Annotated in this window: 13 protein-coding genes and 1 tRNA gene; 7 read left to right on the forward strand and 7 right to left on the reverse strand. The window is 64.3% G+C overall.

Annotation, left to right across the window (positions count from 1 at the left end):
- Positions 1-23 precede the first annotated feature (23 nt).
- The 5 genes from phbB (at position 24) to EWH12_RS05000 (ending at position 5,058) form a co-directional block, all read left to right on the forward strand.
- Positions 24-746, forward strand: coding sequence for an acetoacetyl-CoA reductase (gene phbB, locus EWH12_RS04980; RefSeq protein ID WP_066605635.1), 723 nt, complete (start codon positions 24-26; stop codon positions 744-746).
- The gene (locus EWH12_RS04985) at positions 746-1,057 is read left to right on the forward strand and encodes a ribbon-helix-helix domain-containing protein (RefSeq protein ID WP_422917716.1); all 312 of its coding nucleotides are present in this window, start codon (positions 746-748) and stop codon (positions 1,055-1,057) included. Before phbB ends, EWH12_RS04985 begins: the two co-directional genes overlap by 1 nt.
- Before the next feature lie 34 nt (positions 1,058-1,091).
- A complete protein-coding gene (locus EWH12_RS04990) occupies positions 1,092-3,410 on the forward strand; it encodes a TonB-dependent receptor (protein WP_066604369.1) in 2,319 nt (772 codons plus the stop codon).
- A gap of 175 nt (positions 3,411-3,585) precedes the next feature.
- On the forward strand, positions 3,586-4,359 hold the full coding sequence (locus tag EWH12_RS04995) for an energy transducer TonB (RefSeq protein ID WP_066604363.1): 774 nt from the start codon (positions 3,586-3,588) through the stop codon (positions 4,357-4,359).
- Between the two features lie 15 nt (positions 4,360-4,374).
- Positions 4,375-5,058, forward strand: a complete 684-nt coding sequence (locus EWH12_RS05000) for a Fe2+-dependent dioxygenase (RefSeq protein WP_129925905.1) — start codon at positions 4,375-4,377, stop codon at positions 5,056-5,058.
- Between the two features lie 257 nt (positions 5,059-5,315).
- Here EWH12_RS05000 and EWH12_RS05005 read toward each other — a convergent pair whose 3' ends face one another.
- From EWH12_RS05005 to EWH12_RS05020, 4 genes are all read right to left on the reverse strand, one after another.
- Positions 5,316-6,179 (reverse strand): FAD:protein FMN transferase, encoded by an 864-nt coding sequence (locus EWH12_RS05005; protein ID WP_129925906.1) that lies wholly within the window; start codon positions 6,177-6,179, stop codon positions 5,316-5,318.
- A gap of 101 nt (positions 6,180-6,280) precedes the next feature.
- A complete protein-coding gene (locus tag EWH12_RS05010) occupies positions 6,281-7,195 on the reverse strand; it encodes a DUF4198 domain-containing protein (RefSeq protein WP_129925907.1) in 915 nt (304 codons plus the stop codon).
- Positions 7,196-7,208: 13 nt separating this feature from the next.
- Entirely contained in the window at positions 7,209-7,739 is a 531-nt protein-coding gene (locus EWH12_RS05015) for a DUF2271 domain-containing protein (protein ID WP_129925908.1), read from the reverse strand.
- Positions 7,740-7,756: 17 nt separating this feature from the next.
- Entirely contained in the window at positions 7,757-8,401 is a 645-nt protein-coding gene (locus EWH12_RS05020) for a PepSY-associated TM helix domain-containing protein (RefSeq protein WP_129925909.1), read from the reverse strand.
- 287 nt (positions 8,402-8,688) lie between these two features.
- On the opposite strand from EWH12_RS05020, the gene EWH12_RS05025 reads away from it, so the two are divergent.
- On the forward strand, positions 8,689-9,678 hold the full coding sequence (locus EWH12_RS05025) for an MlaA family lipoprotein (protein ID WP_129925918.1): 990 nt from the start codon (positions 8,689-8,691) through the stop codon (positions 9,676-9,678).
- A gap of 138 nt (positions 9,679-9,816) precedes the next feature.
- Here the strand turns inward: EWH12_RS05025 and EWH12_RS05030 are convergent, their stop codons facing one another.
- Together EWH12_RS05030 and EWH12_RS05035 are read right to left on the reverse strand one after the other, a co-directional pair.
- Complete coding sequence (locus EWH12_RS05030) at positions 9,817-14,481, reverse strand: NAD-glutamate dehydrogenase (protein WP_129925910.1); 4,665 nt, start codon at positions 14,479-14,481, stop codon at positions 9,817-9,819.
- 312 nt (positions 14,482-14,793) lie between these two features.
- Entirely contained in the window at positions 14,794-16,104 is a 1,311-nt protein-coding gene (locus EWH12_RS05035; protein ID WP_066604346.1) for a PAS domain-containing protein, read from the reverse strand.
- Between the two features lie 183 nt (positions 16,105-16,287).
- Here EWH12_RS05035 and EWH12_RS05040 point away from each other — a divergent pair.
- Positions 16,288-16,360: transfer RNA gene (locus EWH12_RS05040), tRNA-Thr, on the forward strand.
- A 148-nt stretch (positions 16,361-16,508) separates the two neighbouring features.
- Here the strand turns inward: EWH12_RS05040 and EWH12_RS05045 are convergent.
- Positions 16,509-17,762: a hypothetical protein gene (locus tag EWH12_RS05045; RefSeq protein WP_129925911.1), complete on the reverse strand. Its 1,254-nt coding sequence runs from the start codon at positions 17,760-17,762 to the stop codon at positions 16,509-16,511.
- Positions 17,763-17,907 lie beyond the last annotated feature (145 nt).

Below are 17,907 nucleotides of genomic sequence, written 5' to 3' on the forward strand. Positions count from 1 at the left end.
GTTTGCAGGAAGAGGATACGCATATGTCGAGAGTGGCGATCGTGACCGGCGGAACGCGCGGCATCGGCGAGGCGATCAGCCTGGCTTTGCAGGAGATGGGCTATACCGTCGCCGCCAACTATGGTGGCAATGAGGAGAAGGCGAAGGCCTTTACCGACAAGACCGGCATCGCGACCTTCAAATGGGACGTCGGCGATCACCAGGCTTGCCTCGACGGCTGCGCCGCGGTGACCGAAGCGTTGGGTCCGATCGACATCGTCGTCAACAATGCCGGCATCACCCGCGACGGCGTGCTCGCCAAGATGAGCTTCGACGATTGGAACGAGGTGATGCGCATCAACCTCGGCGGTTGCTTCAACATGTCGAAGGCGACCTTCGGCGGGATGCGGGAACGCGGCTGGGGCCGGATCGTCAATATCGGTTCGATCAACGGCCAGGCCGGACAATATGGCCAGGTCAACTATGCCGCCGCCAAGTCGGGCATTCACGGCTTCACCAAGGCGCTGGCGCAGGAAGGCGCCAAGTCCGGCATCACCGTCAACGCGATCGCGCCCGGCTATATAGACACCGACATGGTGGCCGCGGTCCCCGCGCCGGTGCTGGAGAAGATCGTCGCCAAAATCCCGGTCGGCCGCCTGGGCCAGGCCAGCGAAATCGCGCGTGGCGTCGCCTTCTTCTGTAGCGAGGAAGGCGGCTTCGTGACCGGCAGCACCTTGTCGATCAACGGCGGCCAGCACATGTATTGATGATGACGGGCGACCCTGACCATCCTTCGGGGTCGCCCTTCGCGCCGCCGGTCAAGCGGAGCGTGACCATTGCCGGACACCAGACTGCGATCAGCCTGGAGCCGATCTTCTGGGACGCCTTGCGTACCCATGCCTTGCGGCAAAATCTTCCGATCAACGCGCTGGTCGCTCGTATCGATGCTGCGCGGTTGGCCGCGCCGCATCCGCCCAATCTGGCCAGCGCCATCCGGTGCTGGCTGTTCGCTGGACATTTTGCGACAACGATAAGAATTATTCGCAATAGCGTTGACTCTGAGAAGGACTCTCAATAGCAGGCCCCCAACGACTAAAAGGGGATCTGAAACTATGTCGAAATCGGTGAGCATGACCTCGTTTCTGGCGATGGGTTGCGTCGGCGTGATGGCTTTTGCGACGACTGCGAACGCGCAAGAGGCGGAGCAGGGGCCCCGTTTGGGCGGCATGACCGTCACGGACACCGCAATCGAGGACGCTCCGGCCCGGCAGGAAAGCCCCAAGGCGACCCGCCCCGTCCGCGACACGCCGCAGACGATTACCATCCTGACCAACACCGTGATCGAGCAGCAGAATCTGTTGACGCTGCGCGACGTGTTGTCGACAGTGCCCGGCATCACCTTTGGCGCGGGCGAAGGCGGCGGGGGCTATGGCGACAGCATCACATTGCGCGGCTATTCGGCCAATACCGACATCACCACCGACGGCGTGCGCGACAGCGCCCAGTACAGCCGCACCGACAGTTTCAACACCGAACAGATCGAAGTCACCAACGGCGCCAATTCGGTCACCGCCGGGTCCGGCTCTGTCGGCGGTTCGATCAATATCGTGACCAAGCGGCCCAAAGCCGACACGCAGGTCGTCGCCAATGCCGGCATCGGCACCGACAATTATTATCGCGCCGCGATCGACGCCAATGTTCGCGCCAGCGAATTCATCGCTTTTCGCATCAATGCGATGGCGCACAAGAATGACGTGCCGGGCCGCGATGTCGAGGATTATAAACGCTGGGGCGTGGCACCGTCGATCACCTTCGGCATCGAAAGCCCGACCCGCCTGACGCTGCAATATCTGCATCAGGAAGACGAAAATACCCCCCAATATGGCGCGCCCTATGTGGCCGCGCTGGGCGGTTTGCTGCCGGGCGCCGACAGCACCGACTATTTCGGTTATCGCAATGTCGATACGCAGGAAACCAATGTCGATCAGCTGACGGCCATTTTTGAACATGATTTCAGCGATACGGTCAGTATCCGTAACCTGACCCGCTGGCAAGATGTGACCCAGTTCACCGTCGTCAATCCGCCACAGGGCACCTATTGCCTGGCCAACGGAGCACTGCCCAATGGCGATGCCTGTCCTGCGACGGTTCCGGCCGGTTATTATCTGCCCAGCGGCCCACGCGGGACCACCCGCGATTCGCGCAACCAGCTCGCCTTCAACCAGCTCGACCTGCGGGCTGTGGCGAACACCGGCGGGATCGAACATACGATCGTGTTGGGTACGGCGGTGACGTGGGAGAAATATGACCTCCGGTCGGGCAACAGCCTGCGCAATGCGGACGGCACGGCAGCTTTCAGCGCTTATCCGCTGATGAACGTCGCCAATCCCAACGCGATCGTGACCGGCCCGGACGGTTTCACCTATGGCAGCAACATCTATACCGGCCCAGTCAACTTCATCCCGACGGCGGCGCAGACCGGCGAGCTGGAAAATTACGCTGTCTATCTGTTCGACACGATGAAGCTGACCGACCAGTTCGAGCTGACCGGCGGCCTTCGCTATGAAAAGAACAAGGGCAGCTATCGCGCCGACACGATCGTCGGCGCAACCGCCACCAGCATGGGGACGGTGACGCCCGGCACGACCTTCCGCAACGAGGATGACCTGTTTTCCTACCGCGTCGGCCTCAATTACAAGCCGGTCGAAGCGATCAGCCTCTATGCCGCCTATGGCAACAGCAAGACCCCGTCCAAGACTTCGGTCAATGGATCCTGCACCGCGGCGTCGTGCAACGTGAAGCCGGAATCGGCGGTCAATTATGAAATCGGCGCCAAGGCGGAATTGGGCGAAGGCGTTCTGCTGACGGCAGCGCTGTTTCGCAACGAGCGTAGCAATTTCCGCGTGACCGGCATCGTGAGCGACGACAATCCGCTGGGTGAAATGCAGTTGGACGGCAAGTCGCGGGTCGATGGCGTCGCGCTGGGCGCCAATGGCCAGATCACGCCCAATTGGACCGTCACCGCCAATTATACCTACCTGGACAGCAAGATCATCCAGAGCGTCGCGGATGGGGAGGTCGATCCGCTGTCGGGTGCGGAACTGACCAATGTGCCGACACATTCGGGCAGCTTCTTCACCACCTATGCGCTGCCCTTCGGCCTGAAAATCGGCTATGGCTTCACCTATCAGGGCAAGTTCGATCTCAATTCGGCGACGACCGGCGCCATCTATCAGGTGGATGATTATCTGATCCACAATGCGATGCTGGCCTATGACTTCACGCCGGGTCTGTCCGCCCAGCTCAATGTGAAGAATTTCACCGACAAGACCTATTATACTGGGGTTCGCAACGGCGCGCAGACGTCGGCCCAGTGGGCGCGGGTCGGAGAAGGACGGGCGGCGATCCTGACTCTGGGCTATAAATTCTGATCCAATCCCCCGGTCCAACCGGCCGGGGGGGGCAGGATGGGCGGCGACAGGCTCCGGTTTGCGCCAGCGTCCCTGCATGGCCCGATCGAAAGCCTTCGCAAACATCGCAATTGATTCGCATTAGGCTTCACGCTATTGCGAACCGCCACAGGGTCACGCAAAGGGAGGCACTGGCATGTTGCAGGCGGCCAGCCAGCCGATTGAGGATTATGATGGTGCGCCGGAGCAGGTCGTCGCCCTCGCGCCTGTTGCTGCCCTGCCTCCGTCGGCCTCCGTGGCGTCTTCCGCCGATCGCTATGGCGCCCGGTCCCGCCCCAACGTCCCGGCCATCGTCGCCATCCTGGTCGTCCACGCATTGTTGATCGGCGCATTGATTCAGGTGCGCAACCACGTGCAGCGGACGGAGGCGGCCAAGCTGACGGTGGTGAACCTGTCGCCGCCGCCCCCTCCGCCGCCCGCAGCGGAAACGCCCCCGCCGCCGCCTTCCGCGCCGCAAGTGGTCGCGCCGCCGCCGATCGTGCAGACGCCGGCGCCGCCGGTGCCAACCGTCCAGACATCGCCCGAACCCGTGCCCGTGCAGGCGGCCGCGCCGGTCACCGTCATCGCGCCGGGACCAAGCACGTCGGTCGCCGCGCCGCCGGCTCCGCCCAGCATGGTGCAGGGCGGCGATCTGGGCGCCCAGATGGTGGCGGGCAAGCCGCCCCGCTATCCCATCGACAGCCGCCGCAAGCGCGAGCAGGGGACGGTGGTGCTGACCATCACCCTGGCAATGGATGGCGGGGTGGAGAGCATCGTCGTCAGCCAGAGCAGCGGTTTCGCCCGGCTCGACGATGCCGCCAGGGATGCGGTCAAGGGCTGGCGCTGGAAGCCGACCATCCGGGGCGGGCAGCCGGTCCGAGTTCGGGGCGTGGTCGAAATCCCTTTCATTCTGCGCACCGATGCCGCCTAACGGACACGCTTTTTCATGTTGATCGCCATCCCCGACCTGATCGACCCCGCTGGCGTCGCCGCTATCCGTGCCGTCATCGACGCTGGCGACTGGGTGGATGGCAACATCACGTCAGGCCATCAGTCGGCGCTGGCCAAGCGCAACCTGCAATTGCCCGAAGATTCGCCTGCCGCGCAAGAGGCGCAGCAGATCGTCTTCGATGCCGTTGGCCAAAACCCGCTGTTCATCGCGGCGGCGCTGCCGCAGCGCATCTTCCCGCCGCTGTTCAACAGCTATGCCGGTGGGCAGGCGTTCGGCACCCATGTCGACAATGCGATCCGCATCCGCAAGGGCACGACATTCCGGGTGCGGTCCGACCTGTCCATGACCGTGTTTCTGGAAGACCCGGCGGCTTATGATGGCGGCGAACTGACGGTGGAAACCCATTATGGTGTCCAACAGATCAAGCTGCCCGCCGGTCATGCGGTGCTTTATCCCTCTTCCTCGCTGCACCGGGTCGAGCCGGTGACGCGCGGGCGGCGTGTGGCGAGTTTCTTCTGGGTCCAGTCGATGGTGCGGGATGATAGCGCGCGCCAGACCCTGTTCGATCTGGACAGCAGCATCCAGCAGCTTGCCGAAACCCTCGGCCATGACGATGCGCAGGTCATCCGGCTGACTGGCGTCTATCATAATTTGCTGCGGCGCTGGGCCGACGCCTGACGAGCGCTGTAGGGGGCGATGATGCGCCATGATCGGGCGCGCCGAAGTTCACACCGTTGTCGGACTTTTTCGGGCAATCGTACCGCCCAGGCCCCTGTGACGCCATCGCGCGGACAGACCAGAGAAAATCCTACATTGGAACATTTGTGATCATTGGTTTTGCAGCGACCGGCTGCAAATCCCCAACGGTTGTTAGAAATCGGAGAATGGTGGGAATCCACCTCAATTCGCCATTCTCGATCACCGGATTAGCGCCATCACTCCAGCATCGCCGCTAGCGCGGGGGTCATATATTCCTGCGCGCCGTCGCCCGTGCGCTGCACGAGGCGGGCGGCGAGATCGTGGCGGGTGGCCAGCGCCATGCCACGGTCGGCTCCCATGACGGTGATGGCGGTGGCCCATGCGTCGGCCATCATGGCGCTGTCGTGCAGGACGGTGACGGAAGCGACGCCGGGCGCGATCGGGGCGCCGGTCGCGGGATCGATGCTGTGGGACAGACGCGCGCCGTCTTCGAGGCGGAAGCGGCGATAGTCGCCGGAGGTGGCGACGCATTGGCCGCACAGCGCGATGCGGAGCGTGGGGACGGCGAGGTCGGGCGGGGATTCGACATCGACCCACCAGGGCTGGATGTCGGGCTTGATGCCTTCTCCGCGCAACTCGCCGCCGATTTCGATCAGGAAATTGGCGACGCCCATGGCGCGCAACTGCGCGGCGGCGGCATCGACGGCGAAACCCTTGGCGATGCCGGAAAAGTCGAGCGCGACGTCGGCCCGGCGGCGGGCGCGATCCCCTTCGACCTCTATGCAAGTCCAGGGGGCGGTGACGGACTTGGCGGCCGGTCCATGGCCGGGACCGAAGCCCCATTGATCGACCAACTGGCCGATAGCGGGATCGAAGGCGCCGCCCGAAAGCCGCGCCATGTCCAGCCCGGCGCGCAGCACGGTCAGCATGTCGGTGGGGAGCTGCATCCAGGCCCGAAGGCCCAAGCGGTTGAAGCGGCTGATCGTCGAGTCCGCTTCCCAATTGCTCATCTGGTCGATCACGCGCGCCAGTACGGCTTCGATGGCGCTCTCACAGCGGGCGGGCGGATCGACGATCTGCGCCGACCAGCTGGTCCCCATGGTGGCACCGCCATATGGGACGATAGCGCCCCTGCGCTGTCGCCCGACAAACTGGTCGGGCGACAGGCCGGGTGCTATCGCGATGCGGACGCCATGGGTGCTCAGCCCTGCACCTCGATCGTCATGGCGTAGGTGGCGCGGTCCTGCGGCGGACCCATGGGTGGGCGGGGGCCGCCTTGGCCTTCGCCGCCCGCCGGACCCTGTGGGCCGCCAGCACCGGGGCCGCCAGGGCCACCGGGACCACCAGGGCCACCCTCGCCGCCGCGACGGCCGCCCGTGCTGACGCTGACCCAATACATGCCTGCGTCCGGCCAAGTCAGCGTGACCTTGCCCTCTGCATCGGTCTTGGCGTCCATTTGCTTGAGATCCTGGCGATAGCGCACGCCGCCGGCGATGGCGGTGACGTCCAGACCAGCCGCTGGCTTGCCGTTCAGCAGGAACTGGAAGGTGGCCGGCTCGCCCACGGCCGCATCATTGGGATGGGTGACGGGCACCATTTCCAGCCCCTTGCCGGTCGGCTTGAAAATGTCGTGGGTCGGTTCGCCGGCGCTGACGAAAGTTTCGATCCGCGTCATCGCCTGGGCTGTCTGGACGTCGGTGGCGCCCTGCGGGACGGCGGTGGCGAGCGTCGCAGGCGTGGTGCCGCGCGGCAGCATCTTGCGTTCCCCGTTCAGCATGAAGCTGCCCATCACCGCGACATTGGTGATGGTGATCTTGTAGCTGCCCTTGGCCTTGACCGGCACGTCGAAGGTTTCGCGCAGCTTGCCGACGGAGCGGTTTTCCGCGGGAACGATCGATCCGTCGGGGGCGGTGACGACCGGTTCCCAATCCTGCCCCGGATGATCGAAATAGAAGAGGTCGGTGGAGATGGCGGCATCGACCGTCAGCCATTCATTGCCGGTGCCGGCGAACATGGTTTCGGACGGCAGCATCCAGGGACGCGGCGCGGCGCCGGCCGTGGATGGCAGGGCAAGCGCAGCCCCCGCCGCGAGCAGCAGCGTGCGGAATTTCATCATGACCTGCATCCCCTTAGCGTGAAACGACGACATTGACGGCGCCCAGCTCGGCCGAGCCGGTGGCGCTGCCCTTCGCGCCCGATGCGCCGATGGTCAGCGGGACGCGCACAACTTCGCGGCCGCCCACTTCACGCGCGGCTTCGACCACCAGCGTATATTTGCCGGGCGCGAGGTTCGGCATCCCGCTCTTGCCGGCGGTGAAGCTGAGCTTATGCGTGCCCGGCGCGCGGGTCGCGCCGCTGACGCCGTCGGCAGGCAGGCTGAGCGCACGGCCCGATACCCGCCACCAGCTACGCACGTCGCGCAGCCATTTGACGCCGGCATTGTTGCGCTTGTCGACGTCGTACAGGATCGACAGGGTGCGGGCGGGCGCGCCCTCCTTTTCGATCCAGATCGCGACATAGGGACGGTGATATTCGGCGACCGACAGGCGCGGCAGGGTGAGGGTGACGTCGAGCGTCTGCGCAGTCGCGGGGGCGGCAAGCGCTCCGGCCGCGCCCAGCGTCGCGCTGCCCGTCAGGATAAGCGTGTGGCGGATCTGCATGAGCGGAAAATTCCCCTTTAGTGGATGAAGATGATGGCGAGAAGCGCCGGAAGGGCGAGGCCGATCGCGACCAGCGGCCAGGTGCTGGGCCGTTTCTTGGCGTGAAGGTGGAGCAGCACCAGGCCGGTCAGCGCGAAGACGAAGCAGGCGATCGAGAAAATATCGATGAACCATTTCCACACGCCGCCGGCATTGCGACCCTTGTGCAGATCGTTGAGATAGCTGATCCAGCCGCGGCTGGTGCTTTCGCTGGTGACGGCGCCGCTGTGCCGGTCGATCGATACCCAGCCATCGCCACCGGGGCGGGGCAGGGCCAGATAGATTTCATCGGCGGACCATTCGGCATTGCCGACGCCCGGCAGGCCCACCGATTTTTCGACCCATGTCGCGACGGGCGCGGGCAGGGGCTTCTTCGCGTCGGGCGCGTCATTGGCCGCGACCTGTTGCAGCAGGTCGGCGGGCAGGGTGGCGCTCTTTTCGATGGTCCGGGGCGATGCTTCGACATCGGCGGCGTGATTGAGGGTGATGCCGGTAAAGGCGAAAAGCAGCAGGCCGATCAGGCTGACGGCCGAACTCACCCAATGCCAGGTATGGAGCTGCTTCATCCAGAAGGCCTTGGCGCTCTTCTTCCTGGTCGTCTGGATGCGGGCGGTTCCGTGCATGGGGTGGGATATGTCCTGCGCTATGATGATCCTCGCATAACGCGAACGACTCGCAGTTGCAAACGAGTCGCAGCAGGAAATTGTATCAAAATGTAAGGAGAGCCGGATCGGGATGCGACAAGAGGCCCCTTCCGGCCGATCTATGGCGTGGCCTTGCTATTGACGACCATGGCCACCACCTCTAGCCGCACTGTATGCCTGATGTAACACGGATTATATGTCCGGTATGTCACGGATTTTGATAGCTGCGCGGGGGGAGAGCGCGTGGCTGCTGCTAGGACATGACTATGCTATTGCCGGCCGTAGCTGCGGGAATGATGATGATCGGGACGCAGGCGGAAGCCGCCGCGCCGCAACTGGCCGTGGCTGCGGAGGTTGCTGGCGAGGCGCAGGATGCCGCGCCGTCCGCTCCGTCCGCCGCCACGGCCCAGGCACCCGTTCAGGCGCCCGCTGCCCCGCCGCTCGCCCCACAGGGCGACGCGGCGCAGGACATCGTGGTCACCGGCGACAAGGGCGCGCCCAAAGGCGACCCGCTGGAGCAGCTCAACGCCAAGAGTTTCGAGGCGGTGCAGTCGGTCGACAAGGCGGTCGTGGAGCCGGTGGCGAAGGCCTATAACAAGGGCCTGCCGCGCCCGGTGCGCAAGGGGTTGCGCAACTTCTTTTCGAACCTGGGCGAACCGATCGTGGCGGCCGCCTATCTGTTGCAGTTCAAACCGGGCAAGGCGTTCGAGACGGCCGGGCGCTTTGGCGTCAATACGACGCTGGGTTTCGTCGGGATGTTCGATGTGGCCAAGCGCAAGCCGTTCAACCTGCCCCATCGCGACAATGGCATTGCCAATACTTTGGGTTTCTACGGCGTAGGGCCGGGGCCGTATATGTATTTGCCGGTCGTCGGGCCGACCACGTTGCGCGACATCATCGGCGATACGGCGGACAAGATGATCCTGCCTTTCGCCCTGGGCGGCAAATTCTTCAAGCCGGCCTATGTCATTCCCGCGACGATCCTGAACCAGTTGGGCGAGCGCGCCGCATTCGACGAGACGATCACGGCGATCCGCAAGGAAGACGATCCCTATACCGTCTACAAGACGCTGTACCTGAAACAGCGTAAGGCGGAGATCGAAGCGCTGCACGGGCGCGTGTCGGCGGAGCCGGTTGTGCCCATCTATGGCGACGGCCTGCGCACGCCGGGCAAGAAAGATGCGCCCAAGGTCGTGTTACCCGATCCCTATGCGGACGATGATGCCGCCGAACCGGCGCCGGACGCGCCGCAATAAAGCTTGTATTCGCGCGACACGGAAAGAGCGTCATTCTCGCGAAGAGAATGACGCTCTTTCTGTTGGCGGCTAAGGCATGGCGTGTTCCCAGATCAGACGGCAGGACTGGGTTCAGGCCTTCGCCGGAACGCCCGTCTCTTACCGCCCCAGCAGGCCGCGCGCCTGGCCTGCTATCTCGGCGAGCATTGCGACGTTGGGCGTCGCGGCCGCCTTGGCGCGCTGGACCAGGGTGCGGAACTGGCGGACGCGGGCGCCCTTGGCCTGCAACCAGTTCTCGACATGGGTGGCGATATCCTTCCCCTTCCCCTGGGCCAGGAAATCGAGCCGGACCTGCTGCATGTCGCGGGCGACGCCGGAAATGAGCAGCCGTTCCCACGGATCGGTCGGCTCCATCCGCGCGGCCGCGGACTGGACCCAGTCGATGCCGACCGCTTCGCCCAGATGGGTGAAGGCGCGGGTGAGCGCGACTTCCTCCACGCCCATGCGCGCGGCGAGAGCGGCGATGCCGACCGCGCCGTCTAGCTTGAACAGCCCCGCCGTGCGCAGCGCCAGGGTTTCGGGCGCGCCAAGGCCGAGCAGCCGGTCGGTGACGGCATTGGTGCGACGCTGCGCCTCGCTGGTCAGCAGATCGTCGACCTGGGCGGCCAGGGTGCCGACGCCCTTGGACAGGCGATCATGCCCTTCGCTGGGCAGCGTCCCGGCGGGCAGGGCGCGCAATATGTCTGCAATCTGCGCGCGCATGCCGCCCGCGATATCGCTGAACAGGGCGAGGCGGGCGCCTTCCGACATGTCCGCTGCGTCGATATCCGCCCAGAGCGCGCCGATGTCGTAAAGCCGTTCGGCGATCAGGAAGGCGCTGGCAAGGTCGGCCATCGAACAGCCTTCTTCTTCCGCCAGTTCGAACGGATGGATGAGGCCCAGGCGATTGACGATACGGTTGGCGACCTTGGTGGCGATGATTTCCTTGCGCAGCGCATGGGCGGCGATGGCGTCCGCTTCCTTCTTCTGCATTGCGGCGGGGAAGGCGGCCATGAGCTCGCCGGTCATGCTGTCGTCGGTCGCCAGATCGCCATGTTCGATCGCATCCTGCAACGCCAGCTTGGCGGTCGAGAGCAGGACGGCCAGTTCAGGGCGGGTCAGCCCCTGGCCGTCTTGGCCGCGACGCAGCAACTGGTCGTTAGCGGCCAGCCCTTCAACCTGACGGTCGAGCCGGCCGGTTTCCTCGAACGTCTCGATCAGGCGGACATAGGAGGCAAGGTCGGCCGCGCCGCCCGCTTCGGCGATGGAAAGGCCGAGCGCCTGGAGGCGGTTATCCTCCAGCACGATGTCGCCGACCGCGTCGGTCATGCTTTCGAGCAGTGCGTTGCGCTTGTCGAAGGGTAGGCGACCCTCGATCATCTCCTTGTTCAGCGCGATCTTGATGTTCACTTCGTTGTCCGAACAGTCAACGCCAGCGCTATTGTCGATGAAGTCGGTGTTGATCCGGCCGCCATGGAGTGAGAAGGCGATGCGGCCAGCCTGGGTGACGCCCAGATTTGCGCCTTCGCCCACCACCTTGACGCGCAGTTGTTCGGCGTTAATGCGCAGGCGGTCGTTGGCGGGATCGCCGACATCGCCATGGCTTTGCCCCGCGGCCTTTACATAAGTGCCAATGCCGCCGAACCAGAGCAGGTCGGCCGGCGCCTTCAAGATGGCGGAGATCAGCGCGGCCGGCTCCATTTCCTTGTCGGTGACGTCGAGCACAGTCTGCATTTCGGGCGTCAGCGCGATACGCTTGAGGCTGCGCGAGAAGACGCCGCCGCCCTTGGAGATGAGCGCCTTGTCATAATCCTCCCAGCTGGAGCGGGGCAGGGCGAACATCCGGTGGCGCTCTTCCCAACTCTTCGCCGGATCGGGCGTGGGATCGAAGAAGATGTGGCGATGGTCAAAGGCGGCGACCAGTTTGATCGCCTTGCTGAGCAACATGCCGTTGCCGAACACGTCGCCCGACATGTCGCCGCAGCCCACGACGCTGACCGGTTCGCTCTGCACATCGATGCCCATTTCGGCGAAGTGACGCTGTACGCTGATCCAGGCGCCGCGCGCGGTGATGCCCATCGCCTTGTGATCGTAACCGTTGGAGCCGCCGCTGGCGAAGGCGTCGCCCAGCCAGAAATCGCGGTCCAGCGCGATCGCGTTGGCGACGTCGGAGAAGGTGGCGGTGCCCTTGTCCGCCGCGACGACGAAATAGGGATCATCGCCGTCGTTGATGACGACTTGCGCGGGGTGCTTCACCTTGTTCTTCACGATATTGTCGGTGATCGACAGCAGGGACCGAATGAAGATGCGATAGCTTTCCGTGCCTTCGGCCAGCCAGGCGTCGCGATCGACCTGGGGGCTGGGCAATTGCTTGGGATAGAAGCCGCCCTTCGCGCCGGTCGGCACGATGACGGCGTTCTTGACCCGCTGCGCCTTCATCAGGCCCAGGATTTCGGTGCGGAAATCGTCGCGCCGGTCTGACCAGCGCAGCCCGCCGCGGGCCACCGGACCGGCGCGCAGGTGGATGCCCTCCACGCGGGGCGAATAGACCCAGATTTCGCGCCAGGGGAGGGGCGCGGGCAGGCCGGGCACCTGTGCGCTGTCGAGCTTGAACGCCAGCGCTTCCTGCGCCGCAGGGGCGTAGAAATTGGTGCGCAGCGTGGCGGTGATGACGGCGCGCAGCAGGCGCAGCACGCGGTCCTCGTCGATTGCGGTGACCTGCTCCAGACCCGCTTCGATTGCCGCCTGAGCCTGGGCGATCCGGTCGGCCGCGCCGTCCTGCGCGGCGGGATCATGCAGCGCTTCGAACAGGTTGATGAGGTTGGCTGTGACGCCTTGCGCCTTGCGCAGCGTTTCGGCGAAGGTAGCCATGCCATAGGCGACGCCGGTCTGCCGCAGATAGCGGTAGAGCGCGCGGAACAGCACGACCGAGCGCGGCGACAGGCTGGCGGTGACGATCAGTTCGTTGAACCGGTCGTTTTCGGCGCGTCCTTCGAGTACCTGCGCGATCGCCTCTGTCACGACGCCGGCGCGCGCCACGACTGCCTGCGCGTCGCCGCCGGCGGGCAGTTCCAGCACGAAACGCTGGACATGGCCGAGCGCGCCATTGTCGACTGCGGTGGTCATTTCCTCGATCACGCGGAAACCGAAATTCTCGAACACCGGCACCACTTCGGACAGGGCGACCGTATGGCTGCTGTAGAGTTTGAGCCGCAGGCGTTCGTTGCAGTCTTCCGCGTTGCGATAGATTCGGATCGACTTGTCACCTTCACCCGACAGGCCGTGAAGCAGGCGAATGTCGATCGCGGCCTCAAGCGGGCCAGCGCCATTGCGATAGGCGAGCGGGAAGCCGGGAGCGAAACGCTGCGCGAGCGCTGCGGCGCGGCCAGCTTCCTCGGTTTCGGCGAGCGCTTCCTCGACGGCCGGCACCCAGCCGCGCACCATTTGCTTGAGCTGACGGTCGAGCGCGGCGTCATCGGGCACTACCCCGCCTTCGCGCAGGTCGAGCGTGATGCGCAGCAGCGCCAGGCCGCCTTCCTCCAGCGCGATCGACCAGCTGAGCACCGGGCCGTTCGCCGCCTGCGCGAGCATATCCTGCACCGCTACGCGACGGGCGGTCGACAATTCGTCGCGCGGCAGCCACACGAAGGCATAGAGATGGCGGGCCAGTGCGCTGGTGGCGAGCGCCAGCTTCGGGCGTGGCCGGTCGGTCAGCGACATGAAGGTCAGCGCCAGCCGCTCCAGCGTTTCGCGGTCGAAGCCGATGGTGATGTCGTGCGGCAGGGCGGTCAGCGCATGGGCCAGCGTCTTGCCGGCATGGCCGAGCGGATCGAAGCCGAACTTGTCCATCAGGGTCGAGAGCGCCGAGCGGAGCAGCGGCACCTTGTCCGGGGTCGCCGACAGGCCGGTGCTGGTCCACATGCCGGCGTGGATCGACAGCGCCTTGACCTCCTTTCCGTCCCGCACCGGAATGATGACCAGGTCGAGCAGCACCAGGCGATGCACGCGCGAGATGCGGCTGGATTTGATGATAAGGGGCGTGCGCTTGCCTTCCTCGAACCAGGAGAAGGCTGCCTCCAGCGAGGCGGGGGCGATCAGCGGCCTGTCATGCCGGGTGCAGATGCCGAGCGGCGCGCTGCTGCTGCCGTCCCGCTGGATGATCTCATGCCCGGTCTGGGTGAAATGCCGCGCCAGGAACCAGCGCAGCAGGGCCGCGCCTTCCTCGTCCGGCACGGCGTCCGCATCGGCGGCCATGGCCGCCTGCATCTTGGGCCAGTCCGCCACGGCGGCGCGTACGTCTGCCAGCGTCTCCTGCAACGATTTTTCCAGCGCGCGGCGCGCCTTCGCGTCGGCCCTGTCGGTTTCGACATAGATCATGGATTCGCGCCGCGCGCCGGGCGTGTCGTCGTCCAATATGGCGGACAGCGCGCCGTCGCCGTCGCGCGTCACCGACAGAACGGGATGGAACAGGCGGTGAATGGTGATGTCGGCCGCAGCCAGCGTATTGGCGATGGAATCGACCAGAAACGGCATGTCGTCATTGACGATGGCCAGGCGCATGAAGCGGCCATTGGCGCCTTCGCCCAGCGTTTCGACCATGATCGCGGCCTGGCCCGCCTTGCGCCCATTGGCGGCGCGTCCGAGGAAAGCGGCGGCGGCGGCCAGCGCTGCCGCGTCAAACCCCTCGCTTTCGCCGGGCAGGGCGCCCCGGCTGAGAGCGCCTTCCAGCGCCTCATGGATGGTCTTGTCGACTTCCTTGTTCTTCGCTTCCGCCAGCGCCGTCATTCGCTCACCTCTCAACGCGGTTCTAACCGCTTCGATCTTAACGGAGGAGGTGCTGGATCGCCGCCATGCGACTCCTCGGCTTTAGGAGCGCCTATATGCGCCCGGCCAGGAGTCGGCTCAACCCTAGCGGGAAATAAAATTTCTGATCCTTGAAATTAAATGACGAAACGCATCGCGGCCCGCGCGGAGGGCGCGGGGCCTGTCACTGGGGGCGACTATCAACCAGCCTGCGCCGCATGTCGAGGCTCGATGCGGCGCTATGTGCAGCATTTCACCATGAATGCTGGCGTTATGGCGGCGGGAGATGCCGTGTCAGCGCGCCGCGGCGCTGATCACCCGCTGGTTGAGGTCGCTATCCCCCGGCAGCGCGGCGACGATCGCCAGCGTGCCGTCGGCTTCGCGCCGGGCGATGACGACGGCCAGGCCATCCGCATCGGTGGCGACTGCGACCGGATCGAGCGCGGCGGCGGCCTTGACCCTGTCGCGCGCCACCTGACGGCGATCGGGCTTGGCTGGCTTCTGCGATCGGCGCAACGCGCGCTCGTCGCGCACCAGCGCCTTGAGGCCGCCGGCATAAGCGGACAGATAGGCGGCGAGCGATCCGACGCTGAGCCGGGCCGTCAGCGCATGATCCAGCGCGGTGGCATATTCGGTGATGCGCGTCTTGTCATAGGTCGCGCCGAAGACCAGTTTGATGACCGCGGTCATGGGGCTGCGCGCCTGCGCCTTGATGCCATAATCGTGCAGCAGTTCGGCATAATCGTCGGGACGGACCTGCGCGACCTGCGCGAAGTCGTAGGACAGGCTGACGGCGCGATAGAGGGCGGCGTGGCTGCGCGCTTCGCTGATGCGCACGCGCGCGGCGCCGTCGCGGGCGATCGCCAGCCAGTCGGCGAGCGGCGCGTCCTGCCTCGGACATTCCATGCCGGTGAGGTCGAGCGTGTCGTCCTCTTCCTCTTCGATGTCGAACGCCAGGCTGTTGCTCTGCTGATCGGCGGCCGGGCCATCGGCCCAGATGGGCGCGGCGTCGCGCGCGGCGGGCGCGCTGCGCATCGCTTCGTCGACTTCCAGCGCCAGCGCGTCGGACAGGCTGCGGCTGGCCAGTTCTTTCCAGTTGATGACGCCGAATACGAAGTCGATCGTCTCGTCATCGGATGAGAAAGGCATCAATATGCCGCGATACATGATCTCCGCGCCGCGCTGATTGACGAACTCGGCCTCGAAACCGATAGGCGCGGCATTGGCGATGATCTGCAGATAATGGTCGGTCAGGCGCGATAGCAGCGAGCGGGCGGGGACGTCATCGATATAGTCGATCGTCCCCTCAATCTCGCACTCCTGGCGCAGCGCGGTGCCGAGATAGACGATGGCGGGATTGTCGAGGCCGACGCTGAAGTCGAGCAACACCGAATGCGGGCCGAAATCCTCCAACTGGTCGGGATTGAGATCCTCGATCGAGGGTAGGGCGCGATCACCCAGCAGCGAGGCCCAATAATTATAGGCGCGCACCTGCATCCGCCGCTCATCGGAAATGACGGCGGGGGGCGTTTCGATCAGCGCGTCGCCGGCATAGTCGAAATCGTCCTCGTCATTGGCGGCGTCGCGCCCCCGCAGCGTGTCCATCCGATCGTCCTAACCTCAGGTCAAAAATACTATTCCGGGATTCGACAGTGGCACGGGATGGTAAATTTCTTGTAAACAGGGCGGGCGGGGCACGGCGGTCGCGCCACAGCCTGAAAAAAGGAGCAGGGGCAGGAAATGTCCGCTTGTTCTTCGTCCCAACCGCTGTTATCTGCCCGCCCGGACGCCGCTTTAGCTCAGTTGGTAGAGCATCGCATTCGTAATGCGGGGGTCACAGGTTCGAGTCCTGTAAGCGGCACCGTCGCCTTGATAGGCAACCCTCGGAAAACCTAGCGAAAGTGCCTTTCAGCTTATGGCTGGGAGGGGAGCAGGTTTATGTACCTTTGGGCTGATCCCCATGGGTTCCCAGTGGGTCGGGTGTGGGTGGCTTCCACTATCCATCGTTGTCAATCGTGTGGGTTATCCGACCTTTGAATGTCCTCAGTGGCATGGTCTGCCGCCGCATCCAGCACGTCTGCCATGACTTCTTCCGTGTCTGCGTCATCACTCTTCGACATCGCAGGCGCAGGCGACGCCAAGGCTTCTAAGCGGACAGCATCGGCTTCAAACTGTTTTGCTGCTGCCGCTGCCTTCGTCGCTTCCGCTTCAGCCTGATCTGGCGCAACGCCCATTTCGCGCAGCGTTTCCGAGCGCTGTGGGATTGGATTTGAAGGATCGAAGACAATCACTGTTGCTCCGGTGGACTTGAGTGCCGAGCGAACGTCTCCTGCAAGTGCTTCGGGCAGAGCAACGAACAAGCGTGATCCGGCCAAGCGACCTGGGACGCCGGATTCTGCTCCCTCTTTCAATGTGCGCGCCATAGCTTCAGGGGCCGATGGGCTTGCAAACATGAGATCGTCCGGCTTATCCCAATTCGTAAATATCGAACGAATATCTCTCGCTCGCTCCACAAAATCAGGCTCATTCTCTGATGGCAGAATCCATTCGGGACCGAACCCCATTGCATTCTGATTTTTGGGAGCGAGGCGCTTTGCTGCCTGATATAAATAGCGCCGCCAATCAGCCACCTTGTCATCTTTCGGTGCGGTAAGCGCGGCGATGGCGAATGCGCGCCATGTGGCTTCCGATGCCTTTGATCTGGCAGTCAGCGGCGCTGCGGCTGCCATCGCCGCGTCCCATTCGGCTCCTGACGGGAGAGATACAGCGCCGGTCGCCAGATCGATCAGCACGTTGAGATAGCCGCGCGGCGTGTCAATCGCACCACGACTGTTCGGGATTACGACCTTCAACTCTACTTGTCGGCCATCGTTCGAAAGTGCGTGCTCGCCGCTCCACCAGATCGAGCTTACGCTCGTCGGCAATGCCCTTATGTAATCTTCAGGCAAGATATCGACGAGCCGCATTGACCGCACCTGTGATCCGTCCGCACGATAGATTACCACGACGTTGTCGCCAAAACCTGCTGAGTGCCAGTTGTCGAAGGTGACGACATAGCTCGCGCTGTTTGTCACCAGAGCGCTCACAGGTGCGACCTCATTAGCAAGTGGGGCTTGCCAGATTTTGGTCCAGGCTCGTCCGTTGCGTCTTTCCAAAATCGCGCGCGCCTGTGGTTCGCCGCCTTTGCGTTGACCAGCAGGTTCCTTGCCATCCACTTTGTCGCTGAAGTAGGAAAGCTGATCCTCAAGATCACGGGGGATCACAGTAAGCCGAACAGTCTTAGAGCCCGATCCGAAAGTTGTTGAGCAATACCAGCATGTTGTGATTCAGCCGTCTTTGCGACAAGATGGAGTGAATGGTGGCATGGACTGGTATTGCCCGGCGAGAGCATAGTCGGGAAGGTTTGCG

The organism is Sphingobium cupriresistens (assembly GCF_004152865.1).
GTDB lineage: Bacteria > Pseudomonadota > Alphaproteobacteria > Sphingomonadales > Sphingomonadaceae > Sphingobium > Sphingobium cupriresistens.

What these genes read in the sequence shown, in the direction of transcription:
- phbB (WP_066605635.1), top strand. Translation starts at nt 24, where the DNA reads ATGTCGAGAGTGGCGATCGTGACCGGCGGAACGCGCGGCATCGGCGAG.
- EWH12_RS04985 (WP_422917716.1), top strand. Translation starts at nt 746, where the DNA reads ATGATGACGGGCGACCCTGACCATCCTTCGGGGTCGCCCTTCGCGCCG.
- EWH12_RS04990 (WP_066604369.1), top strand. Translation starts at nt 1,092, where the DNA reads ATGTCGAAATCGGTGAGCATGACCTCGTTTCTGGCGATGGGTTGCGTC.
- EWH12_RS04995 (WP_066604363.1), top strand. Translation starts at nt 3,586, where the DNA reads ATGTTGCAGGCGGCCAGCCAGCCGATTGAGGATTATGATGGTGCGCCG.
- EWH12_RS05000 (WP_129925905.1), top strand. Translation starts at nt 4,375, where the DNA reads ATGTTGATCGCCATCCCCGACCTGATCGACCCCGCTGGCGTCGCCGCT.
- EWH12_RS05005 (WP_129925906.1), bottom strand. Translation starts at nt 6,179, where the DNA reads ATGGGGACCAGCTGGTCGGCGCAGATCGTCGATCCGCCCGCCCGCTGT.
- EWH12_RS05010 (WP_129925907.1), bottom strand. Translation starts at nt 7,195, where the DNA reads ATGATGAAATTCCGCACGCTGCTGCTCGCGGCGGGGGCTGCGCTTGCC.
- EWH12_RS05015 (WP_129925908.1), bottom strand. Translation starts at nt 7,739, where the DNA reads ATGCAGATCCGCCACACGCTTATCCTGACGGGCAGCGCGACGCTGGGC.
- EWH12_RS05020 (WP_129925909.1), bottom strand. Translation starts at nt 8,401, where the DNA reads ATGCACGGAACCGCCCGCATCCAGACGACCAGGAAGAAGAGCGCCAAG.
- EWH12_RS05025 (WP_129925918.1), top strand. Translation starts at nt 8,689, where the DNA reads ATGCTATTGCCGGCCGTAGCTGCGGGAATGATGATGATCGGGACGCAG.
- EWH12_RS05030 (WP_129925910.1), bottom strand. Translation starts at nt 14,481, where the DNA reads ATGACGGCGCTGGCGGAAGCGAAGAACAAGGAAGTCGACAAGACCATC.
- EWH12_RS05035 (WP_066604346.1), bottom strand. Translation starts at nt 16,104, where the DNA reads ATGGACACGCTGCGGGGGCGCGACGCCGCCAATGACGAGGACGATTTC.